The 26,437-nt window shown below is 36.7% G+C and carries 23 protein-coding genes and 3 pseudogenes; 14 read left to right on the top strand and 12 right to left on the bottom strand.

Annotation, left to right across the window (positions count from 1 at the left end; genetic code table 11):
• Positions 1–52 precede the first annotated feature (52 nt).
• The 3 genes from lsrK to Xind_RS01795 all read left to right on the top strand — a co-directional run bounded on the left by lsrK (position 53) and on the right by Xind_RS01795 (position 3,302).
• The gene (gene lsrK / locus Xind_RS01805) at positions 53–1,645 is read left to right on the top strand and encodes an autoinducer-2 kinase (protein ID WP_187649355.1); all 1,593 of its coding nucleotides are present in this window, start codon (positions 53–55) and stop codon (positions 1,643–1,645) included.
• 95 nt (positions 1,646–1,740) lie between these two features.
• A complete protein-coding gene (locus tag Xind_RS01800; RefSeq protein ID WP_187649354.1) occupies positions 1,741–2,751 on the top strand; it encodes an AAA family ATPase in 1,011 nt (336 codons plus the stop codon).
• Positions 2,748–3,302 (top strand): hypothetical protein, encoded by a 555-nt coding sequence (locus Xind_RS01795; protein WP_187649353.1) that lies wholly within the window; start codon positions 2,748–2,750, stop codon positions 3,300–3,302. Before Xind_RS01800 ends, Xind_RS01795 begins: the two co-directional genes overlap by 4 nt.
• 142 nt (positions 3,303–3,444) lie before the next feature.
• Here the strand turns inward: Xind_RS01795 and gorA are convergent, their stop codons facing one another.
• From gorA to Xind_RS20795, 6 genes and pseudogenes are all read right to left on the bottom strand, one after another.
• Positions 3,445–4,797, bottom strand: coding sequence for a glutathione-disulfide reductase (gorA, locus tag Xind_RS01790; protein ID WP_047680732.1), 1,353 nt, complete (start codon positions 4,795–4,797; stop codon positions 3,445–3,447).
• Positions 4,798–4,934: 137 nt separating this feature from the next.
• Positions 4,935–5,777, bottom strand: coding sequence for a 23S rRNA (adenine(2030)-N(6))-methyltransferase RlmJ (locus Xind_RS01785; RefSeq protein ID WP_047680729.1), 843 nt, complete (start codon positions 5,775–5,777; stop codon positions 4,935–4,937).
• A 202-nt stretch (positions 5,778–5,979) separates the two neighbouring features.
• A pseudogene (locus Xind_RS01780) lies at positions 5,980–6,138 on the bottom strand (phage major capsid protein); the annotation flags it as partial.
• Between the two features lie 131 nt (positions 6,139–6,269).
• The gene (locus Xind_RS01775) at positions 6,270–6,665 is read right to left on the bottom strand and encodes a DUF1240 domain-containing protein (RefSeq protein WP_187649352.1); all 396 of its coding nucleotides are present in this window, start codon (positions 6,663–6,665) and stop codon (positions 6,270–6,272) included.
• On the bottom strand, positions 6,662–7,585 hold the full coding sequence (locus Xind_RS01770; RefSeq protein ID WP_187649351.1) for a hypothetical protein: 924 nt from the start codon (positions 7,583–7,585) through the stop codon (positions 6,662–6,664). The genes Xind_RS01775 and Xind_RS01770 overlap by 4 nt, the downstream gene beginning before the upstream one ends.
• A 333-nt stretch (positions 7,586–7,918) precedes the next feature.
• Positions 7,919–8,131: pseudogene (locus Xind_RS20795) on the bottom strand (primase-like DNA-binding domain-containing protein); the annotation flags it as partial.
• Positions 8,132–8,252: 121 nt separating this feature from the next.
• Here Xind_RS20795 and Xind_RS01765 point away from each other — a divergent pair.
• The gene (locus tag Xind_RS01765) at positions 8,253–8,618 is read left to right on the top strand and encodes a DUF1090 family protein (protein WP_047680723.1); all 366 of its coding nucleotides are present in this window, start codon (positions 8,253–8,255) and stop codon (positions 8,616–8,618) included.
• Positions 8,619–8,654: 36 nt separating this feature from the next.
• Here Xind_RS01765 and Xind_RS01760 read toward each other — a convergent pair whose 3' ends face one another.
• Complete coding sequence (locus Xind_RS01760; RefSeq protein ID WP_231571383.1) at positions 8,655–9,257, bottom strand: hypothetical protein; 603 nt, start codon at positions 9,255–9,257, stop codon at positions 8,655–8,657.
• Positions 9,258–10,204: 947 nt separating this feature from the next.
• Between Xind_RS01760 and Xind_RS01755 the strand changes: the two genes are divergently transcribed.
• A complete protein-coding gene (locus Xind_RS01755; protein ID WP_047680720.1) occupies positions 10,205–10,894 on the top strand; it encodes a helix-turn-helix transcriptional regulator in 690 nt (229 codons plus the stop codon).
• Here Xind_RS01755 and Xind_RS01750 read toward each other — a convergent pair whose 3' ends face one another.
• The 5 genes from Xind_RS01750 to Xind_RS01730 all read right to left on the bottom strand — a co-directional run bounded on the left by Xind_RS01750 (position 10,895) and on the right by Xind_RS01730 (position 14,534).
• Positions 10,895–11,281 carry a cupin domain-containing protein gene (locus tag Xind_RS01750; RefSeq protein ID WP_047680717.1) on the bottom strand — a complete coding sequence of 129 codons (387 nt, stop codon included), beginning with the start codon at positions 11,279–11,281 and terminating at the stop codon, positions 10,895–10,897.
• Positions 11,282–11,950: 669 nt separating this feature from the next.
• Positions 11,951–13,438, bottom strand: a complete 1,488-nt coding sequence (gene tnpC / locus Xind_RS01745) for an IS66 family transposase (protein ID WP_187649449.1) — start codon at positions 13,436–13,438, stop codon at positions 11,951–11,953.
• 81 nt (positions 13,439–13,519) lie between these two features.
• Positions 13,520–13,861 (bottom strand): IS66 family insertion sequence element accessory protein TnpB, encoded by a 342-nt coding sequence (tnpB, locus tag Xind_RS01740; protein WP_187649350.1) that lies wholly within the window; start codon positions 13,859–13,861, stop codon positions 13,520–13,522.
• On the bottom strand, positions 13,858–14,154 hold the full coding sequence (gene tnpA / locus Xind_RS01735; protein ID WP_187649349.1) for an IS66 family insertion sequence element accessory protein TnpA: 297 nt from the start codon (positions 14,152–14,154) through the stop codon (positions 13,858–13,860). The genes tnpB and tnpA overlap by 4 nt, the downstream gene beginning before the upstream one ends.
• A gap of 77 nt (positions 14,155–14,231) precedes the next feature.
• A complete protein-coding gene (locus Xind_RS01730; protein ID WP_338114328.1) occupies positions 14,232–14,534 on the bottom strand; it encodes a Tn3 family transposase in 303 nt (100 codons plus the stop codon).
• A 45-nt stretch (positions 14,535–14,579) separates the two neighbouring features.
• Between Xind_RS01730 and Xind_RS01725 the strand changes: the two are divergent.
• The 9 genes and pseudogenes from Xind_RS01725 to Xind_RS01685 all read left to right on the top strand — a co-directional run.
• Positions 14,580–14,702 (top strand): annotated as a pseudogene (locus Xind_RS01725) (phage major capsid protein); the annotation flags it as partial.
• Positions 14,703–14,833: 131 nt separating this feature from the next.
• Complete coding sequence (locus tag Xind_RS01720; RefSeq protein WP_187649348.1) at positions 14,834–15,031, top strand: hypothetical protein; 198 nt, start codon at positions 14,834–14,836, stop codon at positions 15,029–15,031.
• Between the two features lie 113 nt (positions 15,032–15,144).
• Positions 15,145–16,071 (top strand): two-partner secretion domain-containing protein, encoded by a 927-nt coding sequence (locus Xind_RS01715; RefSeq protein WP_187649347.1) that lies wholly within the window; start codon positions 15,145–15,147, stop codon positions 16,069–16,071.
• Positions 16,072–16,123: 52 nt separating this feature from the next.
• Positions 16,124–17,821, top strand: a complete 1,698-nt coding sequence (locus Xind_RS01710) for a ShlB/FhaC/HecB family hemolysin secretion/activation protein (protein WP_187649346.1) — start codon at positions 16,124–16,126, stop codon at positions 17,819–17,821.
• Positions 17,822–17,838: 17 nt separating this feature from the next.
• Entirely contained in the window at positions 17,839–18,807 is a 969-nt protein-coding gene (locus tag Xind_RS01705; RefSeq protein ID WP_187649345.1) for a filamentous hemagglutinin N-terminal domain-containing protein, read from the top strand.
• 112 nt (positions 18,808–18,919) lie between these two features.
• Positions 18,920–24,223 carry a DUF637 domain-containing protein gene (locus Xind_RS01700; RefSeq protein WP_187649344.1) on the top strand — a complete coding sequence of 1,768 codons (5,304 nt, stop codon included), beginning with the start codon at positions 18,920–18,922 and terminating at the stop codon, positions 24,221–24,223.
• A 40-nt stretch (positions 24,224–24,263) separates the two neighbouring features.
• Positions 24,264–24,695 carry a hypothetical protein gene (locus Xind_RS01695; RefSeq protein ID WP_187649343.1) on the top strand — a complete coding sequence of 144 codons (432 nt, stop codon included), beginning with the start codon at positions 24,264–24,266 and terminating at the stop codon, positions 24,693–24,695.
• 12 nt (positions 24,696–24,707) lie between these two features.
• The gene (locus tag Xind_RS01690; protein WP_187649342.1) at positions 24,708–25,232 is read left to right on the top strand and encodes an SMI1/KNR4 family protein; all 525 of its coding nucleotides are present in this window, start codon (positions 24,708–24,710) and stop codon (positions 25,230–25,232) included.
• A gap of 75 nt (positions 25,233–25,307) precedes the next feature.
• Positions 25,308–26,261, top strand: a complete 954-nt coding sequence (locus Xind_RS01685; RefSeq protein WP_187649341.1) for a filamentous hemagglutinin N-terminal domain-containing protein — start codon at positions 25,308–25,310, stop codon at positions 26,259–26,261.
• The last annotated feature ends 176 nt before the right edge of the window (positions 26,262–26,437 follow it).

Genomic DNA, 26,437 nt, shown 5'->3' with positions numbered 1-26,437 from the left:
AATAATCAACAACCAGTAGGCTAATAAGATAACGACAAACGAGGATAGCATCATGAACCAACGCACTCATGCTCACTCATCAGGGAAGTATCTGATGGCGCTTGATGCAGGAACAGGCAGTATCCGTGCAGTAATATTTGATCTGGAGGGAAATCAAATCTCTGTTGGACAGGCGGAATGGGTTCACCAGCCAGTGCCGAATGTCGCAGGCTCAATGGAATTTGACCTGAAAACCAACTGGCAACTGGCCTGCCAATGTATCCGGCAGGCACTGCAAAAAGCAGAACTACCCGCCAGTGCGATTCAGAGTGTTGCAGCTTGTTCCATGCGGGAAGGTATCGTCCTTTACAACCGCAACGGTGATCCCATCTGGGCATGTGCCAACGTAGACGCCCGTTCCAGTCATGAAGTCAGTGAACTGAAAGAGTTGTACAACAATACGTTTGAATATGATGTGTATCGTTATTCCGGCCAGACCTTAGCATTGGGCGCAATGCCTCGTCTGTTGTGGCTTGCCCATCACCGTTCAGATATCTATCGGCAAGCCAGTACCCTGACGATGATCAGCGATTGGCTGGCTTATATGTTGAGTGGCGAACTGGCAGTTGATCCTTCCAACGCAGGAACAACGGGCATGCTGGATTTAGTGAGCCGCGACTGGCGCCCAAGCCTGCTGGAAATGGCAGGATTGCGTTCCGATATCCTCTCCCCAGTTAAAGAAACCGGTACTTTACTTGGATACGTAACAGATAAAGCTGCAACCGAGTGCGGTCTGAATAGTGGTACACCGGTTATTATGGGCGGTGGTGATGTCCAGCTCGGTTGTCTCGGTATTGGTGTTGTCAAACCTGCTCAGACTGCGGTACTTGGCGGCACATTCTGGCAGCAAGTGGTTAACCTGCCAGAGCCGATGACCGATCCCAACATGAATATCCGCATTAATCCTCACGTGATCCCTGGCATGGCGCAGGCAGAATCCATCAGCTTCTTCACTGGCCTCACTATGCGCTGGTTCCGTGATGCTTTCTGTGCGGAAGAAAAACTGATGGCGGAACGTCTGGGTGTTGATGCCTACAACCTGCTGGAAGAAATGGCAGCGCGAGTTCCTGCCGGTGCATATGGTGTGATGCCCATTTTCTCCGATGTCATGCGCTTTAAATCGTGGTATCACGCTGCCCCTTCCTTCCTCAACCTGTCGATTGATCCGGAAAAATGCAACAAGGCAACACTATTTAGGGCATTAGAGGAAAACGCCGCTATCGTTTCAGCCTGTAACCTCGATATGGTTGCAGCATTCTCAGGCGTACAACCCAATTCGCTGGTCTTCGCAGGCGGCGGTTCAAAAGGAAAACTCTGGAGCCAGATTCTCTCCGACGTAACCGGGTTACCCGTGCGGGTTCCGATAGTTAAGGAAGCAACGGCATTGGGTTGTGCGATAGCAGCGGGCGTCGGGGTTTCGCTGTATGATTCCATGCCAGAAACAGGGGAAAGACTGGTGCGTTGGGAACGGGAATATCAACCAAACTTAAACCACCAAGAGGTTTACCAAAAAGCGAAGAAAGACTGGCAGACAGTATATGCAGATCAACTGCATTTGGTGGATGATGGGCTGACAACTTCGTTGTGGAAGGCACCGGGATTGTGATTTCCAGTCATAAACGAAATTTGGGCAAGTGTAACGGCTTGCTCAGTCATACTAAAGCCATTACTCTTACAAAAACAACCGGGTAGGAGTGCACCATGTTTACCACTTTAGAATTAACAGATTTTAGTGCCTTTAAACAGACAGAATTTAAATTTGTTTCTGGAATAAACGTCTTTATTGGTGAAAACGGAACCGGTAAAACCCATTTAATGAAACTATTATATTGTGTGCAACAAAAAGGGCACAATACCGATGAGTTAAAACAAAAACTCGCGAATGTCTTTCGTCCAAGTGGTGGTAACGTTTCCAGACTAGTAGCACGCAAAAAAGGGTCAACCAGTGCATTAGTCAATATTACTTCACATCGTGGCCTGTTTGAAAAAACGCTTACACTTAAGTTCGACAATACACGTCATCATCTCTTCGAAGTAGAAGGTCAACTTAATTTATCTAAAGAACCTGTTTTTATTCCCGTAAAAGAAGTATTGTCCTTTGCTCCTGGATTTATTTCGTTATACGACAAATATGAACTGGCATTCGAAGAAATCTATTACGACATCGTAAAACAGGCTTACCTACCTGCTCGCAAAGGAATGCCACTTAAAGATGAACAACCTTTGCTGGAATTAATTCGTAGAACAGTCGGAGGCCGTGTCAGTCTTCATGGAGAAGAATTCCAGTTGACTTCAGGGAATTCTAAATTAGAAATTTCTTTGATCGCTGAAGGTCATCGCAAATTAGCGCTAATTTGGCAACTCATTCATAATGGCTCTCTATTTAGTAATAACACCCTATTTTGGGATGAACCAGAAGCTAATCTTAATCCCTCTTTAATGCAGAATGTCGCGAAAATACTCGTAATGCTCGCCGAACGTGGTGTGCAAATCTTCGTTGCAACACATAACTATGCTTTTTTGAAAGAACTGGAATTTGCTAAACAGCAAAACAACCCTATACGTTATTTTGCGCTAGAAAAAACCAAACAAAATGGTGTAATAAACCATATGTTTGAACAATATAAAGATGTGAGACCCAATAAAATTGCTGATGAATATTTACGTCTGTATGACCTTGAAATTCAACATTCATTAGGGAATGCAAGATGACAGCACAAATGCATCCTGAGTGGATTGAAGGTGATCTGTATTTCGATTTTTCTAAAGCGCAATCAGTAAGAAAATTAGATAAAAAAGGTTCTGAGGGGCATGGTCTCAGTCACTTATTGAAATCCGTCGATTTTGTAGTCGAATGGTCAAACCAACTTTGGTTAATAGAAATTAAGGATCCTGAAAATAGAATGATCCCTAATCATCTTAAAGAAAGAGAACAAACAAAGTTCCGACGCAAACTGCAAAGCGATAACCTTGTTAACAAAGAGTTATTTCCTAAGTTACGCGATAGTTTAATCTATCTCAGCTTAGAACAAGGCATAGTAGATAAACCTATGCAATATATCATTCTCATTGGCTTATCATCATTACAACCTGCCGAACTTGCTGGTTTACAACACAAAATTTGGCATACAGATTGGATAAAAGGCCCGAAAAGAGGATGGAAAAAACCTTTTGACGTACATTGTATGACTGTACAACAATGGAACCGAGTATTAACTCAATGCCCAGTAATAAGAAAGAACGAACCATCTGCCCCTCAATAATAAAAGCCAGAATTGTTCTGACCTTGTATTCAAAAATAAAAGCAAAAATCAATAAAGCAGAACCTGTTGAAAACCACGCCCATAGAACGTGGTTTTCAATCAGTCATAGAAATAAGATAGATGCTTTTCCTGCATCATCTTCCTATCTCATAGTCACAAACTCTTCTGCCGCCGTTGGATGGATTGCAACCGTATTATCAAAATCCTTTTTCGTTGCCCCCATTTTTAGCGCAACTGCGAAGCCTTGCAGGATCTCATCCATACCAAAACCGATACCGTGGATACCTACAATTTTCTCATCTTTACCTACACAAACCAGCTTCATGCGACATGGCTGACGATGCCTTGTTACCGCGGTATACATTGCGGTAAATGATGATGTATAAACTTTCACCTGATCATCGCCATATTGCTCCCTTGCCTGTGGTTCTGTTAATCCTACAGTACCAATTGGCGGATGGCTGAATACGACTGTTGGGACATTGGCATAATCCAGATGTTCTTCCGGCTTGTTGTTAAACAGACGTTCCGATAAACGACGACCTGCCGCAACCGCAACTGGCGTCAGCTCCACCGCTCCCGTGTTATCGCCTACGGCATAAATACCTTTCACATTCGTATTCTGGTATTTATCGACCTGAATGTATCCTTGCTCATTAAGCTCAATACCTGCCACCGCCAGATTCAGATTATCCGTCACTGGCTCACGCCCAATCGCCCATATCAATGTATCAATCGTCTGCTCCCGGCCATCCTGCAATTGCAGCGTCAAACTGCCATCAGCATTTTTAATCACCGCTTTCGGTATTGCTTCCGTATGCAATGTCGGTCCTTCATTTTTAATAACTTCCAACAACGTATCGACAATCAACGGATCGAAACAACGTAATGGTGCATGTTTACGAACAAAAAGATGGGTTTCACTTCCCAACGCGTTCAAAACACCCGCAATTTCCACAGCAATATAGCCTGCACCTACGACTGCAACTCGTTTTGGCATCTCATCCAGTTCAAAGAAACCGTTTGAATCAATACCATATTCTGCACCGGGAATAGCAGGAGACATTGGACGGCCACCGGTCGCAATCAAAATATGGTCAGCCGTAATTTTTTCGCCATTTACTTCAATTGTCTTTGCATCAACAAAACGCGCGAATCCCTGAATAACATCCACTTTATTGTTACCCAACACACGTTCATACGACATATGAATACGATCAATATAGGAGGAACGGCTGGCAATCAATTTTTTCCAGTCAAAATGATTTACTGTTGCATCAAAACCATAATCAGAGCCATATTGATGAATAGATTCCGCAATCTGCGCGGCGTGCCACATCACTTTCTTCGGTACACATCCCACATTAACACATGTTCCACCCAATGCTTTTGCTTCAATCAGGGCACATTTCTGCCCATACATGGCCGCACGGTTAACGGAAGCAATACCACCACTGCCACCACCAATTGCAATATAATCGTAATGTTTACTCATCTTAGGCACTTCCGTCTAATCAATTAACTTACCGACTAAAATTTAAGCGTAAATCATATTATTACAAAAAGTTATCACTATTCATGACGGTTCTGGCTCTTATTGTCATAGGCCAGAGCTATCAAACCAACGACGCCTTATTCCGGCACAATCCATTCTACTAAAGTATGTCCCGTACCTTCAGGAACCAGTACCTGATGCAGCCATGGCAGAACAGACCGCATCTGCTGTTCCAACTTCCACGGTGGGTTGATAACAATCATGCCAGATGCTGTCATACCACGTTGATCACTGTCTGGACGCAGACCTAATTCAATCTGCAAAATTTTGCGGATCCCTGTCGCCTCCAGTTCTTTAACTAGACGTCTAATCTGCTGACGAAGCACAACCGGATACCACAACGCATAAGTTCCCGTCGCAAAGCGTTTGTACCCTTCCAAAATACCTTTAACGACACTCTGATAATCTGATTTCAATTCATAAGATGGATCGATCAGTACCAACCCACGACGAGTTTTAGGAGGTAATTTTGATTTCAGTTGCTGATAACCATCTTCACGCAAAACACGTGCACGTCTGTCACGGGAAAACTCACTGCGTAATAAAGGAAAATCGCTCGAATGCAATTCACTCAGATTAAGCTCATCGTTTTCCCGTAATAAATGACGGGCAATCAACGGGGAACCAGGGTAGTAACGCAGAACCCCATTCTGATTCAGCGCCTTAACAACCCTCATATAAGCATTTAACTCTTCAGGAATATCATCACGTTGCCAGATACGAGCAATACCTTCCAGATACTCACCCGTACGCTCGGCATGCTCTCCGCTTAATTGATAACGACCCGCGCCTGAATGGGTATCCAAATAAAGAAAGGGCTTCTCTTTTGTCTTAAGTGATTCAATGATCAGGCTTTGTACAGTGTGTTTAAGCACATCAGCGTGATTGCCCGCATGGAAACTGTGACGATAACTTAGCATTAATTTATTTCCTATTGATTTTTAACTAGTTTTAGTTTGGCATAAGGCAAATAAATCATTTTATTACCCCACGAATTACCCCACAAATCATTGCACGAGCACTAAAACACAATAAAGCATAGTAACAAAGTAAGTGCAGTCACCGCATCCTAAAAAGAGTAAATGTAGGCTAAAGAAAGTGAAGTGTGGGGTAACGGATTACCCCGTGGGCCACCGTTGCGCCACCGACCGAAACAAGTTGTTTATATTCGTTGCGGCGAGTGGTTTTAATCGTACAGATTCGGCGCATGACTGACTCATCAGCCAGTTGCTGCATGATCTGCTTGTTAAGTTCAGGGATAACAGTATAACCGCCATCTGCGGTCATGGTGTCTTATGGTTATTTATTTTCCTCAAAGACACTATTTAATACTATGCAAAATAATTAAAAAGCCTCCAAAGTTTGGAGGCTAAACAGGACAAAACATAAAGACAGAATATTTACAAAAAATTTCATTTACACAGGGATAAATTTTTCACGTAAGTAGTTGGTGACATCCACGATATTTTATCACATGTCAGATAACCATCATTTTTTAACTTATAATCAACATAAAAAGAGAGAGGAAAACCAATTATAAATGATGCAATCATCAACCTACTCAGATATTTAACAATTATCTTGTTAAATTTAGGTAATCTATCAAATATAAAGAAAAAAATAGATCCTGATAAAGAATATAACAATAGAGGAGAAGACATAAAACCTATGATAATACCGCTAGAAAATGTTATCTCATCTTTCATGAATATTAATGAAAGAAAATAATCACCAATTAAAAACACAATAGGTGTAAATATAATTAATAATATTAACCCAGCTAATGCTTTTAAATATTTACTATTCACCTGATTCTTCCCATCACATTGAAAAAATATTGTAAGTCTGCTTCCGGTGTTCTTGGTTTTCTTTTCATTTCCTCTTTTAATAATGCTATTAACTTTTCACTTATTCCATATTTTTTATCAACATAGTCTAAACCAATGGTAATTAAAATACCCGCAAGAAGAACTACTCCAGCAACAACAATAATACTACTGCCTAAAATAGCTGTAGCAGTTAAAAATGTACCGACAGCCCAAGATGCAGCAGCAACAATAGCAGTTTTAGCCATATCTATTGTTATATTTCCGATAAAATCAGCTAAGGTATATTCATCCTTAAAAATACTTTCTATCAATCTATAGCTAATCGAAAAGACAATACAGAATCTAACACCTTTGATAATACTATTATTAAGACCCTGTTGTCCTATCCCCATGGCTAACATTTGAGGGTGGCTAGCACCGTATCGGGTTCCTCTGACAAGACGCCTAAGTCCCGCATGACCTGACAGGTGAATATATTTTTTCCCATTTTCTCCCACATAGGTTTTTGCAGTAATACTTAACCTCTTAAATTCCCGGCAAACTTCAGAGAATCCATGTGAATCATAGATATTTCCAGCATAGGTAGAAATAGGGTCTGTGACAGAAAACACTGCTGCCATAGGATTTTTCTTCTTATTTCTTACCTCGCTACTTCTTGCAAATTCTTCGCCATAACTTGGTTTTTGTGGAGGGCTAGGATTAATATCTTCAATAATACTTTGAGCCTGAGCCAATGTAAGCACATAGTGATACTGGGTATTATCACTTAATACCTTTTCTAACCCTATAGAATCAAAAAATTCATGTTGAGGAGTTAACTGGTTAATTCCTATTTTACCATTTAAGTAATCCCCTAGGTAACCGTCCCAAGTGGGATTATAACTTTTACGTCTTGTCATGTAAGCTCTCCATACTGTTTAATATTTCCAAATATCATCATAATACTAATAAAAAATCACTATCTTATACCCGATGACTCCCCAAAAATCTTTTTGAAGTCACTCACTGTACACACAGCGCATGATTTTTAAGAAGCCTGTTATATCTGGATTTGTGACCATTAACAGAGTATTCATTAACTATTCACCTGTTAACCAAAACCTTTTCAGATTATGTATAGTATGCATACTTGGTGTACAGAAGACGAATAACTATACATCCTATTTTTATATTTAAAATCAGAAAAATACGCTATTTAATGTACAGAGTGCATAGTTAAACCTAAAAACCTATCATGGTATAATATTGAGATTTTTATGCTCAGGTAGCGACGGCAGCCATTCTTCTGCTTCCTCCGATAGCTCAACATTATAAGAAGACCCTTTCTTTGTTCTCGTTTTTCGATAATCCTTCCGGCACTCCTGCATAATTTTAGGGATGGATTAACCAAATTTTGTCAGGGTTAACAGCCGCTCAAAACCGTGTGCTTACATAAAAGATAAATAAAAAGATAAAAGCCTCCATCCTCCCCTGTGAGTTGTAACTATGGTCAAATTTTTAGGATCAAATCCAGATCAGCATATAAAATTTTGGATAATTACCTTAAACCCATATTAGGAATAATTCATGAAGTCGAAAACTATGATCTTATCTGTATTGATCGTTTTCAGTATGAGTATTGCCTATGCAAACCCCAGTAAAGCTGGATGTGAGGAAAAAAAGAAAACACTAGAAAAACAACTTAAGTATGCAAAAAATGATAAGGATAAAAGATTGATTGCTGGGTTAACCCGAACTCTGGAAAGCCTCAATGCAACTTGTGAATGGGAAAGACGTTTAAAAAACCTGCAAGAACAAACTCCAGTACATCAAAGTAATTCGGCTTCTGATATTCCATCAAATAAAGTTAACTCCTCAAAAAATTCACGCTCCCACTCTAAATACAAAACAAAGAATAAAACTAAAAAAGTGCAGGCCAAAAAGAAATATTAGGACTGCACTGAAGCACCAACCAATAATTGAATGTATTTACAAGTTTTTTTCCTTAACCTGCTGTGGATTGGAAGGAGATAACTTATAATAAACTTTGTCACTTGCGGGAAGCCTCTTTTCAATTTTCATTGAAAGAATCGCGTTATCCTTAGAGACGACGTAATAATTTAAATAATTTACTTTACCATCATAAGGATACTGAAAATCCGGTTTCAGAAATTTTTTCTCATAAGTTTTTACATAGGGATCATACTCATCTTCATAAACCACTCGCTGATTTCTGACAAAAATAATCTTATAAAAAAGGTTGGCCTTTCCTGTAAAAGCAGCCCCGATAATATCTTCAATATCTTTATGATCCATTCCTTTATCCAGGATATACATTTTATCCCAGTCAAAGGGTGCGATTTTATTCATATCAATCAGACAAGCAGTATTCTTCTGACAATGTTTATCTGCATAATCGATAATACTCAACTTACTGTTACTAACAGATAAAAAGAAAATGACAATGCTCAATATTAATGTAAGTGCAACGATATTATTTTTGTTGACAGCATGGAAAAACATCATTCCCCCTTCATAATCAAATTTGATATGAGAAAACGGTTTTGGAATTTTACCCTTTTTAATCAACACATTTCTGCATCACTAAAAGCCTTGCTATGCCAATTTTATTACAATGGAGTAATCTCATACTCTATATTGATTGAATATCAATATAAAAATCCGTGCGAAAAAGTCCCTCAACTGCTTTTAATCAGCAGCTTTACTGTTACAAATTCACAAGATATTACAAGAATATAACTTCACTTATGGAGGAGATAGCTCCACATCACTCACAAAAATCGATTACGCTACACTGCTATTTCATGTCTTATGAGGGCTTATAAGGTAACGAATTAACCTCTATTATTATCATTTTCAGCATAAACAGCACTATGCAGGGGTGCTTTATGCAAAGGAAAAGTATATTAAGTCTACTAACAATTTTCCCTGTTTCAAATAGAAAAATATGGTAAACAAATAATAAATGAAACGAATTATTACTAATGTAATTTAGTGGTGATCTTTAGCTAATTAAGCATATTAAATTTTCTATAAAAAATAGATTTGAACAGACTCATCTGTAAATAAAATACTGTTTATTTATACAGATTCGTATTTTTTCATGGCGGATTTTATATTTTAATTTCTTGGGAAAGAAAAATATTTAATCAAAATTATAAAACTAATCTCTGAAAATTCTATCTCCTAAAAGTATTCGTTCTTTTGGCGATTTCTAATGAATCATCCTGATAAATTGTACATGCCACATCTTTATTTTTTTATTTTTAAATCCATAGCACAGTTTCTATTTAATAGAATTCATTTTAAAGAACTTCTAAAGTTTATACCCAATTCAGGTAAAAAAATCCTCACAATTAGTTATTTGAATCTATTTAATTATGCTATTGAATTTTTTCACTCAAACAGTTAATCTGACAACGCTAAACCATGAAAGCTATAGTAATATCATTCATATTTAAAATTATAAATATGAGAAAGAATAATAATTAATCAGAATGATTTTCAAAAGGTAGCATATGAATTGTTCAGTAGAAAAGTTGATTAAGCCGCTAATAAAATTTTGGGAAATTAGTAATGAGCCATGGGGGGCAAAAGATCATACCTCAAAATTTATATATGCTAATAAAAAATATCATGAATTACTTTCCCTTCCTAAAGGGTATGATGTAGAGGGCCATTTTGATGGTGAACTTCCGGCATCTACTGCAAATTTTCAGGATGAATTTCAGAAACACGACAGAAAAGTTGAAACATTATTAGATCGGGTCACCTCTATTGAGATTCATCCTTTTCAAAATCTCCCCTACCTTCAACCATGGTATTTCGACAAATATCCATTAATTGATGAAAATGGGACATGCAGAGGAACTATTTTCCATGGAAGACCAGTAGATACTATAACACTAGAAAAACTAAAAAAAATAAATATGCAAACATCATTAGTTTTTACACCCCCATCAGCGTTTTTTAGCAAAAGAGAATGGGAAATAGTGTTTTATATTCTGCAAGGTTTCTCCACTAAAGATATCGCCGAAAGACTATTTTTGTCCCACAGAACAATCGCCAATCACATCCAAAATGTGTATCAAAAAACAGGGGTAAAATGTAAGAAAGATTTGGTTGGATATTGTTATGAAAATAACATAGCTAACTATATCCCTGAAAGCTTTTTCAGGGAATCACAGTCTATCACTTTTGCAAAATAATTATTCACATATATCTGCAAAACATACTCTATCATGGGATAAATGGGACTCTGGGCATAAAAATATTAATTTTACATTTTCATGAGCAACAAGTTGATGTGCTGTATTTGGATAAATACAAAAAATACATCCTTGGGAAAATCGCTTTTTTTGGACATCATGAACCTCATTATCGATTACCTCACCTGTCCATATTTCTCCTTCACCAGAAAGTATTATATACCATTCATCTCCGCTACTGTGATTATGGCATCCAACTCTTTTTCCTGCATTGATAAACGTAGCATAAGCGTTTAGTCCTTCTTTTTTTATCATCTGCCTGACAGAAATACCAACAGCATCATCTTTGATAGCATCTTCTGTAGAAAAACTAGCAAACTCTATCACAATTACATCCTTATATTTCGAATGAGTATTTTTTACTCTTTATTAAGCCAAGCATTCAAATTTAACATTTATGCACATGTAAAAAAACAAATTTTTACAATTATTATAACTCTGCCTCATTAATTTTAAAATATTGCTATTCTTACCTACACCAGGGAAAACGTGTTCATTTGAAATTAAAATTCTGGGGATAATCCACGGTACTCAACGTTTTCTGTCCGCTCCGGCATCTTCTGTTTTTGCACGCAGTCATTTTTAACAAGAGGTCGTCTAAGAAATCAGATCTTGGACATGTTTCAGTCTGAGCCCAAGGTTTAATCCCCATCGGACAAGTTCCGTAACCAGGATTGTATCGATTTGTCGTGCTTGGGGAGAGATTGAACCTTTTTCCGTTCTACACGGACGAGTTTTACTCCAGAATCGCTCTCTTCGAAAATACCTACAGCATCGTATCCGGTTCTATGGGCAAAAAATTCAGTTCACGTTCCTGCCGTTTTCAGGGTTGATCAGCGGTCGATACTCGACAATAAAGGTCCGCTTTATTTAACCTCCCAACCGATGAATATTCTTTACTCCAGTATTATATTCTGGCCGATGATGAAGTAGCACAGGCTTCCATGGCAATGAGGGTCTTAGGTGGAAAGTAAGCGCTCATTTAAACAGTGCAGTTCACATTATATCGCTGATATTCACATTCCACGGCAGTAGATCATGCAGGGGATCACCGGATTGGCGTTTGGGGAGTTCCTTAAAAATATGCCGGAAGTAAAAATACGGATTGATGTCATTGGCCCGGCAGGTCATCACCAGGCTGTATAAGTTCGCACTGGCAAAGGCGCCGTCTGCGGAGGTGGAAAAAATCCAATTCTTGCGCCCCGTGGTGAACGGACGGATATCCCGCTCCGTGACATTATTGTCTATGCTGATATGCCCGTCTTCCAGATAAACCAACAGCTTCGGCCACTGGTTCAGGGTATAGCTGATCGCCGAGCCGATAGCACTTTTCGGCAACATCGTCCGGCTCGACTCCGTCAGCCAGTCATGGAAGTCTTTCAGTACCGGGGTCGCTTTTTCCTGCCGTAACCGCTGTCGTTCATCGGGATTGAGTAACCGGGCCTCCCGTTCAATGGCGTACAGCCGGGCAAAAAATGTCAGCCCCTGCTCGGCACGTCCGGCTTTTTTACTGGCCTGCACTTTCTGGGCATCCGTAAATTTGCGACGGGCATGCGCCATGCAGCCGGCGTGCCTGACCGATTTCAGCGTATCGTAAGCCGCATAGCCATCCGTCAGCAGGTAACCGGCATAATCCCCTAAAAAATCCGCCATGCAACGCCCGCTGCGGCTCGGCTGATAGTCAAAAATCACCGCCGGATGCACGGCAAATTCCCCGCTGCGGTACACCCACATATAGGATTTGCTTTGTGCCGGGCGATCGACTTCGTGAAGCACCTGTACCGGGGTTTCGTCCGCACAAATCAGCGGTTCATCAAGTAGATGAGTCCGCATCAGTTCGACCAGCACATGCACCTTGCGGCCGAGCTGCACACACCAGTTCGCCAGCGTACTGCGGCTGATGTCAATGCCGGAGCGTGCCAAAATATCGGTCTGCCGGTATAGCGGCAGCGCATCGACATATTTCGCGGTGACAATCGCCGCCTGCGTTTCCGGGCCGGCTATCGTCCGGGGTAACAGGCTGGGCGGCGTCGGGGCGGTGATAATCCTGCTGTGGGTTTCGGTTTTTTCACACTGCCGGCAGGTGTATTTGGTGCGTTCATGACGAATGACGCTGACTTTCTGCGGCACGATTTTCAGGGTTTCTGACGTTTCCGTGCCGCAGGCATGCAGCGGTTCGCCATAACAATCGCAGTGCGGCGCATTCAGGGTATGATGCTGCACTTCCCGCGCTAATCCTGCCGGCAGCGGCTGACGCCCTTTTTTGTGGTGCACCGGGGCGGATTTCGGCAGGCTTACCTGCTGTTCCGCCTCGTTAAATGTGCCTTTATCGGCCTTTTCGCTCTGTTTGCCAAAGCGTTTAGACTTGCTGAGATTGAGCTGTTCGAGCAGGTGCTGAATATGATGATCTTTTTCCTGAATTTCGGCCTGAAGCTGGCCGATAAGGGCTTTCAGTTGGTCAATATCATCGGGGAGGTCAGTCATCATTCAGGCTCTCAGGGAAAAACCTGAGTGTGACAGCGCCCTCGGATCATGCAAGTCCAAATCCGGGATCAGTGTCACCGATCACACTTTGACTTCCCGCAGAGGCTGATGGGCACGGGGATGGGTTAATGCCAGCCCCGACAACAGCCAGTTCAGTTGCGGGCGCGTAATGTGTACGGTGCCGTCCGCCACGGGCGCGGGCCACTGAAAGCGGCCTTTTTCCAGCCGCCGGTAGTAGAGCCAGAAACCGTTGGTGTCCCAGAACAGGAGCTTGAGTTTGTCGCGATGGCGGTTACAAAAAATAAACCCGGCTTCACTGAGCGGATCCAGCCCCAGTGCCTCCACCACACTCGCCAGTCCGTCGATGGATTTTCGCATGTCGGTCTGACCAGAAACCAGATAAATGTTGCCCGCTGGGATCATTGCAGGGCCTCAACCCAGTGACGGATCTGCTCGGAAGATAACCCGGCAGGCAACTCCGCCCGAAGTCCGTTGGGCAGGCAAAGCGTGACGGTATGACCAGCATCTGAATGCTCATCAAGTACAATAGGATGCAGACGTTGAGGCGCGTGCTGTTGCCGACGTTTTTTTGCCCAATAATAAAACGTGGCCAGATTAATTTCATGATGCTGGCAAAATGCGGTTACCGTCAGCCCGCTCTGTTTCTGGGCATCGATGACGGTTATCCAGTGTTGCTGTTTTTCAGTGAGTGTCATGAGGTGTCTCCTGAATAAAAAGAAAACACACTATGACAAAATCTTAATTCGTCAGATAGGTGGGGTTAATTGAGCGGTTACGAACAAACAATATGCTGGATACGTTCCCATTCATCCATGATTAACTTGTTCTTTATCGGTTTTTTCAAAGAAATATGGAGTTTTTCACCCAGCAAGGTGATATCGAACAATTCTTCAAAGATTTTTTTGAACTTGGCATAACGAGGGGCAAACTGGTAACCGAAAATATCCAGCAAGGCAAAATTGACATTATTGATCCCATGATTATCCGTCGAAACCGAGAGCAGCTGGATATCACTGCTGTTGTTATAGAGCAGGTCAAAAGCAAAATGCCCCTCAAACTCATTCGGGGCGTTCACGGTAGTATTGATTGGAACATGATTGACGACCAGCGATAATGCTGATATCTGTGGCAGCCGGGCCTGCAACTGGGGCAGCCCTCTGCGCTGCTGGGCTACGGTATCGCGGAAAACGAACAGTTTGCGGATTTGGGCGCAGGTGCCGTGCCGGTGGCGTTCGGTAACTTTTAATTACTAAAAGAATCTTTTAGTAATTAAATTTTATTTATTAAAATAATTTTTTATTGACTTACTTAACAATATTTTTTATATTTATTAATATGTTTTACTCAATGTTTTAACAAAGAGGTAATTAAATTATGAAAATTAGTAAATTTTTATTAGTTAGTTTATTTTCTTTTGCAGGTATAGCTTCAGCATCTCCAACTTTATTTCAAAACAATAATTTCACTAACCCAACTTTTGACGCTGGTGGTGGAGTAATAGAGATTCCAATAACTCTATTATGTCAAGAAGGACTTCTTCCTAAAGAAGATTGCGAAAAATTACTAAAATAGTCATTTATGGCAAGATTTAGAATATAGTTAGTTGTTTAAAACAACTAACTTTTTATTTATTTAATGTCAAAATAACAGTTAGTTAGAAAAAGTTAAAAATAAATGGAAACTTTATGAAAAATTCTAAAATTTTTGTAAAAACTTTATTAACTTCTATAGTATCTCTAAGTTTTGTAACTTCAGCTCTTGCAAATTCAAGTATTCCTAACGATAATCAAACTCGAGTACATATGGTTAATAATATTGAAGTTGTTGATATAGTTAACCCAGATGATAGAGGGTTTTCTTTTAATAACTTCAAAGAATTCAACGTTAACGAACCAGGTATGGTTTTAAATAACTCAGTAAATGGCACTGTATCTCAATTGGCTGGACAACTAAATAAAAATTCTAATTTATCTAAGCCAGCTCGAGTTATCGTTAGTAACGTTACTGGAGGTAATTTCACTCAACTTAAAGGTATGCTAGAAGTGGCGGGAGATAGAGCTGCAATATTAATAGCTAACCCAAACGGGATTGTGGCTAACGGAGCTAGTTTTTCTAATACCAACCATGTTCAATTAAGTACTTCTACTCATGCTATAGTAAACAAAGGTGATCCTGCCACTTTTCAATTAATTGGAGGTAAAGTTGTTATAGGTGAGAAAGGTATAGATAGTACTAATGTTGATAATTTAACTATTGAAAGTAGAGCTATAGATTTGAACGGAATGATTACAGGTAAAACTGTCAGTTTAGATACTAATTCTATACTAGCGGGTACTGGCATCGGTAATCCTGAAATTTCAATAGATACTGGTGCTTTAGGAGGTATCTATGCTAATAAAATTATCGTGAAATCTAATGAAAAAGGAACCGGAGTTAACCTAAGTAATTTAACCGGTACAGAATCTTTATTGGCGGAAATCCGAGGAACAGCGAATCTTTCTGGTCAGTTCAGAGGCGATAACTCTCTCTTTATATTTGCTAATAAGTTAAATAAAGAAAATGCAACATTCAAAACAAATGGTTTCCCAATAGTTGTTGAAGCGGATATTTAAACTAAACCTATATAATTAATAATTTAAAAAGAAACGGATTTTTTCAAATTTTATGTTCATTAAAAACTGCGTTAAATCTTCTTTTTTCTATTTGATTATGTTAACTTCTAGTCAAGCTAATACCTCTATTCCAAGCTCCGCTAATACCTCTATTATGGCGGATCAAGAGATTATTAAGCAAAGACAAAAAGAAGTATTAGAGGAGTCCCAAAAACAACAAGATTTAGGGTCAGATCTTAAATTTAATAAATCGAAAGAGCCAGAGGCTCAAGAATCTAAATTATCTTGTCAGATAATCAACGATATCGTTATTGAAGGCGCTACTATTTTTCCCAAATCTAAGCAAAAATCGCTAATAGAACAAAATATCTCTAAATGTTTAACCCAAAAAGATATTGAGTCTTTACTAGCTGAGATATCTAATTATTACATGATAAAAGGTTATATTACTTCTGGAGCTTTCATAAAACCAAGAAGTATATTGGATATATCTAGAGATAATTTTACTATTCAGGTCATAGAAGGGAAAATCAATAATATATTACTAGATGGTGAGAATTTATTAGAATTAAAAATGGCTTTTCCAAACATGAAGGAAAATATTCTTAACTTAAGAGATATAGAGCAAGGATTAGACCAGTTAAATAGGCTACCTTCTTATCAAGTTAAAATAGATATTCGGCCTTCAGATAAGCCCGGGTACTCAGATGTAATTTTGAAAAAAGATTCAGACAGATTACCTATCAGTGTAGATTTAAGTTTTGACAATAATGGTCAAAAAAATAAAGGTAATAATCAATTTAATACTTCTTTACAAATAGATAATTTACTACATTTGGCAGATTCTTGGACATTCTATGGTAATAAAGATACTGGATTTAGTAACAGTTATAGAAGTTGGTATTTCAATACTGGAGTAAGCATACCTTATGGATATTGGTTATTTAATTATCAATATTCAAAAAATGAATCATATCAAAATATTGTTATAAATGATTTTGGATCATTTCGATATATGGGAAAAGGAAATTCTCATTCTGTAACTGCAAATAGAACTTTATATCGAGATGGAAAACAAAAATTAAGCTTAAATATGGGATTAACTAAACGAAAAACCGAAAATATTTTAGGAGAATATAAACTAGCTAGTGGTTCAGATTTAAGCACAGTAAATCTAGGATTTAATTATAGTTCAACATTACTAGGTGGATACTTTAGATCCAGCCCAACAATAGTTCAAGGGCTACATATACTAGGTGCCACTAAAGATAATGAGTTTAAAAACAACCCTAAAAGTAAATTTACAAAATTAACAGGGAGTTTGAGTTATTATAAACCTATAACTCAAGATATTTATTATTTTACCTCTGTTTATGGTCAATATAGCCCAAAAAATTTATATTCTAGCGAAAGAATGTCTATAGGTGGATTGTATTCTGTCAGAGGTTTTAAAGAACAATATGTTACTGGAAATTCAGGAGGATATTGGCGAAATGAAGTTAATTGGAAAGTAGCAAGTATTCCAAAATTAGGTGATATTTCATTAGTTAGCTCTTTAGATGCTGGATGGCTTAAAGAAGAAATAGCTAAATCTGCAGAAGGAGATACTTTAGTAGGAACATCTTTAGGGTTAAATTTGAATAATAAGATAAGTAATCATTCAATTACACTTGGAAAACCTTTAAAATACTCATCAGATCTTAAACCAGATAACTGGGTTTTCCACTGGTCTACTTCTTTTAATTTTTAATCAATAGGGTTATTATTATGACCATTAAAAACAAATTTAAATTAAGAGTGTTGTTTTCTTTAACATCCCTTGTGAGTATAAATATAGCTTTTGCAAATCCAGTTATCCCTAATGATAATAGAACTCAAGTAAATATAGTTAATAATATACCCGTAATAGATATAGCTACTCCTAATATTTCAAGAGTATCTCATAACGTCTATAAAGAATTTAATACTTCTGAAAAAGGTTTAGTGTTCAATAATTCATTAAATGGTACTACATCTCAACTAGTAGGACAACTAAATAAAAGCCCTAATCTTAGAAATAGACCAGCCGGAATAATTGTTAACGAGGTAGTTGGAGGCAATCTATCTCAACTTAAAGGTATGATTGAAGTAGCTGGCGATAGAGCTTCAGTGATAATATCTAACCCTAATGGTATTTCAATTAATGGACTTACTTTCAGTGATACTATTGGTGAAGCTAATTTCACCACTGGAACTATTACCTTTGATAAAAGAAAAAATTTAGAGGAGTCTAAAGTAACTAAAGGACATATTACTATTGGAGAAGATGGGATAAATACTAGAAATGTTAACTATCTTAATTTGTTTAGCAAAACTATCAAGATAGATGGAGATATTGAAGGAGATTATGTTTCTGTTCATGCTGGCGGTGTTTTAACAGATATGAAAAACCTTACTTATACTTGGATTGAATCTGAAGGTCCTAAACCTGAATTCTCAATAGATACTAGTGACATAGGTGGAATATACGCTAATAGAATCGTACTGATATCTACTGATAAAGGAACCGGAGTTAATTTAAATGATTTAGATGGAAAAAACCTGATTAAGATAAACGCCCCTTATAGTAGCACTGTAAATATTAATGGGGTTTTTAGAAATGATAATAACAATATAACTATAAATGCTAATAACTTAAATGATAATGGAACAAAATTAAAATGGTCTGATGATAAAAATAGATGGGAGCCAATTTAATATTTACCAGTCTTAGTTAAAAAGTATAAGTAATTCTATTAATTGCAAGAGACTTATATACTTTTCATAACTTCTTGCAATTTTTTTCTAAATGAACTAATGGCAGGAAATTATGAAAAAACCCAATAATCCTGATAATGTTAATCAGTTTACAAAAGCTTTAACCTATCTTCTGATATATCTAATAGGTATTTATCCTATCAGCATCGCTGCTGCAAATCCAATTATCTCCAATGATAACATAACTCAAATAAATGTAATTGATGATGTTCCTGTTATTGATATAGCTGCCCCTAATATTAGGGGGATCTCTCATAACGTTTATAAAGAATTTAATGTCGAAGAGCAAGGTGCAGTTTTAAATAACTCAATAGATACTGCAGTATCTGAAATATTAGGAGATGTAGATAAAAACCCTAATTTTCAAGATAGATCTGCAGATTTAATCATTAATGAAGTAGTCGGGGGTAATCAATCTCAGCTTAAAGGACCGTTAGAAGTAGCTGGCGATAGAGCTTCAGTGATAATATCTAACCCCAATGGTATTACTGTTGATGGCGGCGGCTTTCTTAATATGTCCGTTGCTACATTAACTACAGGTAAACCTACTTTAAATAATGATGGATTTTTAGATAACTTACGAGTAACTAAAGGTCAAATTAATATTGAGGGTGATGGCTTAGATGGCAGTTTTGATACTGTAGATTCTATAGATATAATCAGTAGAACTTTAAATTTATCTGGTAGGATAAATGGTCAAGGAAATAATATCAATACAATTCAAGGCACCAATCAAATTAATTATGGAGGTCTTGGTAACAATTATTTAACTGCAAATATTAAAGGTGAAGGAAGTTCTCCAAAACTAGCTATAGACACTTCTGATCTTGGAGGGATGTATGCTAATAAAATTAACATACTTTCTACTGAAAAAGGAGTTGGCGTTAATTTAAATAGCCTAAAGGCATCTGGTTCTGATATTAGGTCTAATGGGGGAGATATTTCTATTAACGTTAATGGAAATGTAAATCTTGTCAACCTCCCTAATAATAACAGAAATATTTCAGCTAGCTCTAATTTGAACATAGGAGCTGATAATATTTTTACTGGCGATAAAGCTGAGATTAACGCTGGAAAAGATATAGTTTTAGCCAGCAAAAATAGAATAGAAAATAATACTAAAATAACTAGTGGTAAAGATATATGGTTGTTAGGCAATAATATTGTAAATTTTGATAATTCTTTAATCTCGGCGAAAGATAATCTATGGGCTCAAAAAACTTTATATGGAGATAAATCTGATTCAATTAAAAACTTAGGTGGAAATATTAATAGCCTTAATGGAGACATAATACTTAGAGCTGCTCGTCTAGAAAATAATGGTATAGAGAATGGAAAATTTTTTGATCAAAGAATAACTTCAGGTAATAGTTTATATATCAATGCTAATAATATTAACAATTCTGCAAATATTACGGCAAAAAATGATTTAATTCTTACTGGACAAAATTTAAATCATCAATATATAAGCGATTTTCATTATGGTTCTGGAAGAAAATATGATATAACACCACAGTTAACAGCTGGAAATAAACTTCTTTTAGATTTTACTAACTCAATTAATGTAAATTCTAGTTTATTTAATAATCTCTCTTTCAAAATAGATAATCAAAAGTTTTATTCGCCAACTTTCGAAGGAGGGTCTGATTCTGATTCTATTAAAGGTAAAGATATTGTATTAAACGCTAATAACATTAATATTCATGGAAGAATAACTGCTAATGATACTTTAAAAATCATTGCGAATGACTCTGTAAAGGGAATAAAAACTGATTTAAATGCTAAAAATGAAGTATCGATTATAGCTGGCAACAATATAGATTTGAGGAGATTAAAATTAAGAGGAGATTCTCAGAATCTACTTAGTAAAGATGGAGATGTTAAAATTTATGGCATTAGTGATTCAGATGCTAATGATAAACACAATAATAATAAAAGACTCAAGAAAGATGGTGACGTTTTTATACCTTTTGATTTCGATACTTTTCCAATATTAGGTAGCATTATAAGAGCAGATAAAGATTTAACAATTTCTGCTGGAAGAGATGTCGTTTTAGAGAACACTGCAGTTTTTAGTTCTACAGATAATGGAAATACAGTAACAATTTTCGCTGGAAGGGATATTAACGTCGAAAATAATGATAAAGAGCTTAGAACCTTTACAATCAGACCTGCACATAATAAAACAGCAGAAGATTTTGTTGGAGGCCCCTTCTCTTTTAGAAGCTATATTAATGCTTCCAACGTTTCTATGGTAGCTGGAAATAATTTAGCTTTACGCGGTGTTCAGATAAATTGTTTAGGGGGATCAATAAATGGTTGCAATGGTAATAATGTATCGGTAAAAGATTCCGATAGTGTTAGCTTAACTGCTGGAAAAGACATCTTATTTAGTTTAAAAACTCGAAATTCTTCTAGCTCTGGTCTAATTTATGGTGATGATAGACTTACTTCTATTGGAAATGATACCTCTTTTGGGGATATTATGTTTTCAGTAAAAGTTATGGCCCAAGGGCCTAGAATTATACCTAACACTCCTGATGACCTCCATTACACAATTGTGAATCTCGGACCTGAATTTGGAGCTAATTCTCACGAAATTTTAGACTTAACTACTGCTATTAACTCGGGCAATGTCACATTAAATGCTGGAGGGTCGGCTATACTAAAAGCTGCCGATATTAAATCTAAAGAAAATACTACAATATTAGCAGGAGAATATATAGGTTTTGATCGGTATAATTATGGTAAACTAAGTCCAGATTTAAATTATTTCCTTACAGATAACTTAGTAACTTCTATTAAAACCGGTAAAAATCTTAATTTAATCGCTAATGATCATGTCGTAACCTCAGGATCTAAATTAATCTCTGGAGAAAATCTTTCTATACTTTCTGGAGGAGACATTAGACTTAGAGCTTTACCAAAAGAAAAATATACTAGAAGTAATGATAGCTACGAATATCAAACTATTGAATCAACAGAATTATCTGCCAAAGGTTTATTAACGCTTTCCGCTGAAGGAAATATTTTATTTCAAGCTACTAAATTAGCAGTTGAAGGACTAAAAAATATCTCATCAGTTATTTCAGACACTACTTTAAGAAATGCGATAGCTTCTGGAACTATGGATATTTCTGCTAAAGGCGGTTACATCTATGCTCAAGCTTTAAACGAAACAACGCAATATGAAACAGAGTCTGTAAAGCGAAATTGGTTAGGTGGAAAGAAAACTTTTAAGAAAATTAACCAAACTTCAACCCCAGTTGTTACAGAGTTTTCTGCTCCTACCGGTTATATCAATTTATTAGGTAGAGATGATGTTACTTTTGAAGGTAGTAAAATAGAAGCCGGCAAAAATACTAATTTAACTAGTCTTCAAGGTAAAGTTAACTTCAAAGCTGTAAGTTCTTTAGATTTTGAACAAGAACTTAGTATGTCTAAAGGGTTTTACATTAAGCAAAGAAATAAAGGTTACCAAGAAAATATTTGGTATTTACCTCAAATTAATATTGGAGGAACTCTTACTGTTAATGCTACCGGTATTAATGCTGATATAAAAACAAAGGATAATCAAAATCTTCAAGATGCCATTGACTTACTAAGCGATGGTTATGGTATGTCTTGGATAAAAGATATAAGCAAACGAAATGATGTTGAATGGAATAAAATACAAGATGCTTATTCTGAATGGAACATTAACAATAAAAACTTAAATCCGGTTGTAGGGGCAGTAATAGCTGTAGTAGTAGCTGTAGTCACCGCTGGTTACGCTGCTCCCTATGCAACATCTATAGCTGGAAGCAGTGCAGCAGCTCAAGGAGCTATTACAGCAGGTATGGCAGCGGCTGCTAGTAAAGCAGCGGTTTCTCTAGCTGAAAATGAGGGTAATTTATCTAAAATTTTTAAAGACATGGGAAGTAGTAGTACTATAAAATCTATAGTTACTTCAGCGGCTATTGGAGGTGCATTAGCTGGATTTGATTCTGCAATGGGTTGGGGTGAAGGGACTAAAGGAGGTGCAGCTATTAATAGAGGAAGTATGCCTCTATTAAGTAATCAAGATTGGGTAGCTACTGCCCAGAGAGTTGCCGGACAGTCTTTGATTAGCTCTGGAATAAACACTACTATTAATGGTGGAAGTTTTAAAGATAATTTTGTTTCCGCTCTATTATCTAATTCAACTAGTCAACTTCATGCTGAAGGAGCTTTCCAAATAGGTGAATATGCGAATCAGTTAACTGAAGTTGGAAGAGCGCTTAGCCATGCTGCACTATCTGCTATAATTGCAGAAGTTGGAGGAAATGATGGTAAAGCTGCCGCAGCGGGAGCATTAGCTGCTTCTTTAGCAGCTGATAGTCTTAGAAATACGTTTGATGATTCTAGAGCCACTCAAATAGGAGGTAAGATTGTAGGAGCTTTAGCTGGTGCAGCTATTACAGGGACTCCTGAAGGTGTTTATGCTGGAGCTAATGCTGGCGAATTGACTATAATATATAACCATGATGAACATACTATGGGACTGTTCGTCAATAAAGGTAAACCTGGAAGCATATTCCCCGAAGGATCTCTCCAAGATGCTGTAGATGCTTGTTTAGTTGATGCAACTTTATGTAATTTTATAGTAGAATTTAGTCCTCTTTCAGTACTTAAAGATGTTAAAGATGCAGAAACAGGAACAGATTATATAATTGCAGCGGCATCAGCAGCCCCTTGGGCAAAATTAGGAAAAGCAGCTGATAAAAGCGTTGAAGCTATAAAAACTTTTGCTAAAAATGGTAAGTTTGCTGAAGCTACTAGGATTTACAATGATTCTCTTAGAAGTATGGGTAAATTCTTTAAAGGGAATCATAGAGTTAATGATTTAAGTAAGCTTAAAGATATGAATTTAGAGCCTAATATGCTTAGAGCGGGGACTAAAAAATATCTTAAAAGTGAATTCCAAAAACCTGATGCAGCTGTTAGTTATGCTGCAGCATCAGTAACAGTTAATGGTAAAAAAGAATATTACTTATCTGTAAATGGTGCAGCTTGGTCAGGCAATTCTCCCAATGTCGTAAATATTAAGGGGGTTAATTTTAATGTGATTAGAAAAGATAGTGGTTCTATACCATCAGCTCCTAATGGAAAGCAAACTAACTTTAATCACGCTGAACAAAAATTATTTAGTCATTTTCAAGATAATTTTCAAGGTAAGAAAGTAGATATAAATATGTCTATTCAGAATACTAGTGCTACATCTCCAGGAATGTGTGCTGGCTGTAAACCTAATAGCAAAGTATTTGCAGATCAAAACAAAGATTTTATTATTAATATATTTGAGGGTACAACCGGTACAACCGGTAGAAAACCCTAAATATCTAGTGATAAATTCAATATAAAGACCTTAAATCAATATGAAGACCTTAAATAGAGAAACTGTATCTGGAGTTAGTTTTTATACTATCAGAATGACATATGAAGAATTAGTTGTTCTTAGGGATTGTTTATATGATATTTTGCTTAAATCTGAAGAGATTGAAGAAAAAAACCTAGATAAATTGTCCTGGTATAGATCTGCTTTTTTAGAAATATCAGATTATATACAATCCAATATTTCACATAAAACAAATATAATTTTGAAAAAAGAACATTTAAACAATGAAATATTCTATAACCTTAGATTCTCCTATGGAGAACTTAAGTTAATTATATACACTGTTATGAATTTGGAGGAAGATATCAATTATAAACCTTTTTATAGAAAGTTCTCTTTCAGTAAAAAATGTAATGCCAAATTATTGAATGATTATTTTCATAAATTACAATCTTTATGGTCAGTAGATTAATTGGAGTTATAAATGACTAAAACAGAATTAATAGAATATCTACATTCTGCTTACCCAGAGTTGACTATAGATATTACTTACATTAAGGGCTATTCAGAAGAAGATATAGTAAAATTAGAACGTTTATATGATATTAAAATTCAAGGTCAATTACTTGATTTTTTAATTCACATAGGGCGTTGCAGTGGAGGTTTTTTTTCAAATCAACCTTTAAGTTTTTATAGTGAAACTGCTAATATCAGAGATGAGATAAAATTTCAAATAGGATGTGAAGATGGATTAAGAGAAGTTCAACGATTTGATTTAGTAGAACAAAAACCTTTCTTTATTTCAATGGAAAATGAAGGAATTTTGCATTATTTCTTATTAACTGATTCAGATAATCCTGATTTAGTTTATTATCTTGATACTAACTATGACACAATAGTAGATACTGGTTTAACTTTTAATGAATATTTAAGAAGCGTTGTAGATTCTAGTAGAGGTTATGCTTGTAAAATCCCACTTGATTATACAGGAGACTTACTTAGAATATAACAATTAAACCTATTTCATTATTATTAGATCTGCTTTGATTTAAATCAAAGCAGATCTACCTAAAAAGAGGCTTTTATGAAAAACTTTAAAACTTTTACAAAGATTTCTACATTAACTTTGTTAGTTTCTACTAACCTAGCTTTTGCTAATGATATCATTCCTAATGATTTTAACACTCAAGTTAACCAAGTTAATAATATACCAGTTATCAACATAGCTACTCCAACTCTTAACGGTATGTCCAGAAATACCTATAAAGAGTTCAATGTTAGTGAAAAGGGCGTGATTTTCAATAATTCTATAGATTCTGTTAATTCTCAATTAGCAGGTCAATTAGAGAAAAATCATAATCTTAAGGATAGGACTGCTAGATTAATCATTAATGAAGTAGTTGGCGGTAATCAATCTCAACTTAAAGGAGCTATAGAAATAGTTGGGGAAGATGCTAAATTAGTAATAACTAATCCAAACGGTGTCTTTATTGATGGAGCTAAATTCATAAATATAAGAGAGTCTTTTATTAGCACTGGTAAACCTGTTTTCAATAAAAAAGATTTACTTAGTTTAGAAGTAACTAAAGGTAAAGTTACTATTGGAGAAAAAGGCTTAAATTCTGATAACCTTGTTGTTTTCAGTAGATCTCTTCAAGTAAATGGAAAAATTAATGCTGACACTATTACAGCAATGGTAGGTCCAAACTCTTTCGGTATGAAAATTCCAGGATTACCTACCAGATTTGAAAATGAAACTCCTCAATCTGGGTTTTCTATAGATACTGGTAGCCTCGGGGGAATGTATACTAATAAAAGCATAATACTTCTTAGTAACGAAAAAGGTGCCGGCGTGAATATAAGGGATTTATCAACTTCAAGGGGACAATTAACGGATGTTACTGTGCAATTAACGAAAGACTCTGGAGCCGTATATACTACTAACCAAAAACAAGATATAATTGTTGCAGCAAATAGATATTTTCACGATGGTAGAGAAATGGAACTTATTAATGGTGTTTGGCATCCTAAACAATAATTTCACCAAAAATTATGTCACTTAAAAAGAGAATTTTATGACTATTAAAAACAAGAATATTAAATCTCTGAGGGTTATAAATAAGCTTTCAAAATAGTAGATCACTTGGAGGGAACTCAGTCCAATTTTTGCGATCTGATTAATCGCCAAATCAAAAAAATCCCAAAATGGACTGA

It is taken from the genome of Xenorhabdus indica (genome assembly GCF_014467235.1).
GTDB classification, from domain to species: Bacteria; Pseudomonadota; Gammaproteobacteria; order Enterobacterales; family Enterobacteriaceae; genus Xenorhabdus; species Xenorhabdus indica.
Note: the sequence above shows the minus strand (reverse complement) of the source record. Positions and strands in the feature narration are given on the sequence as shown.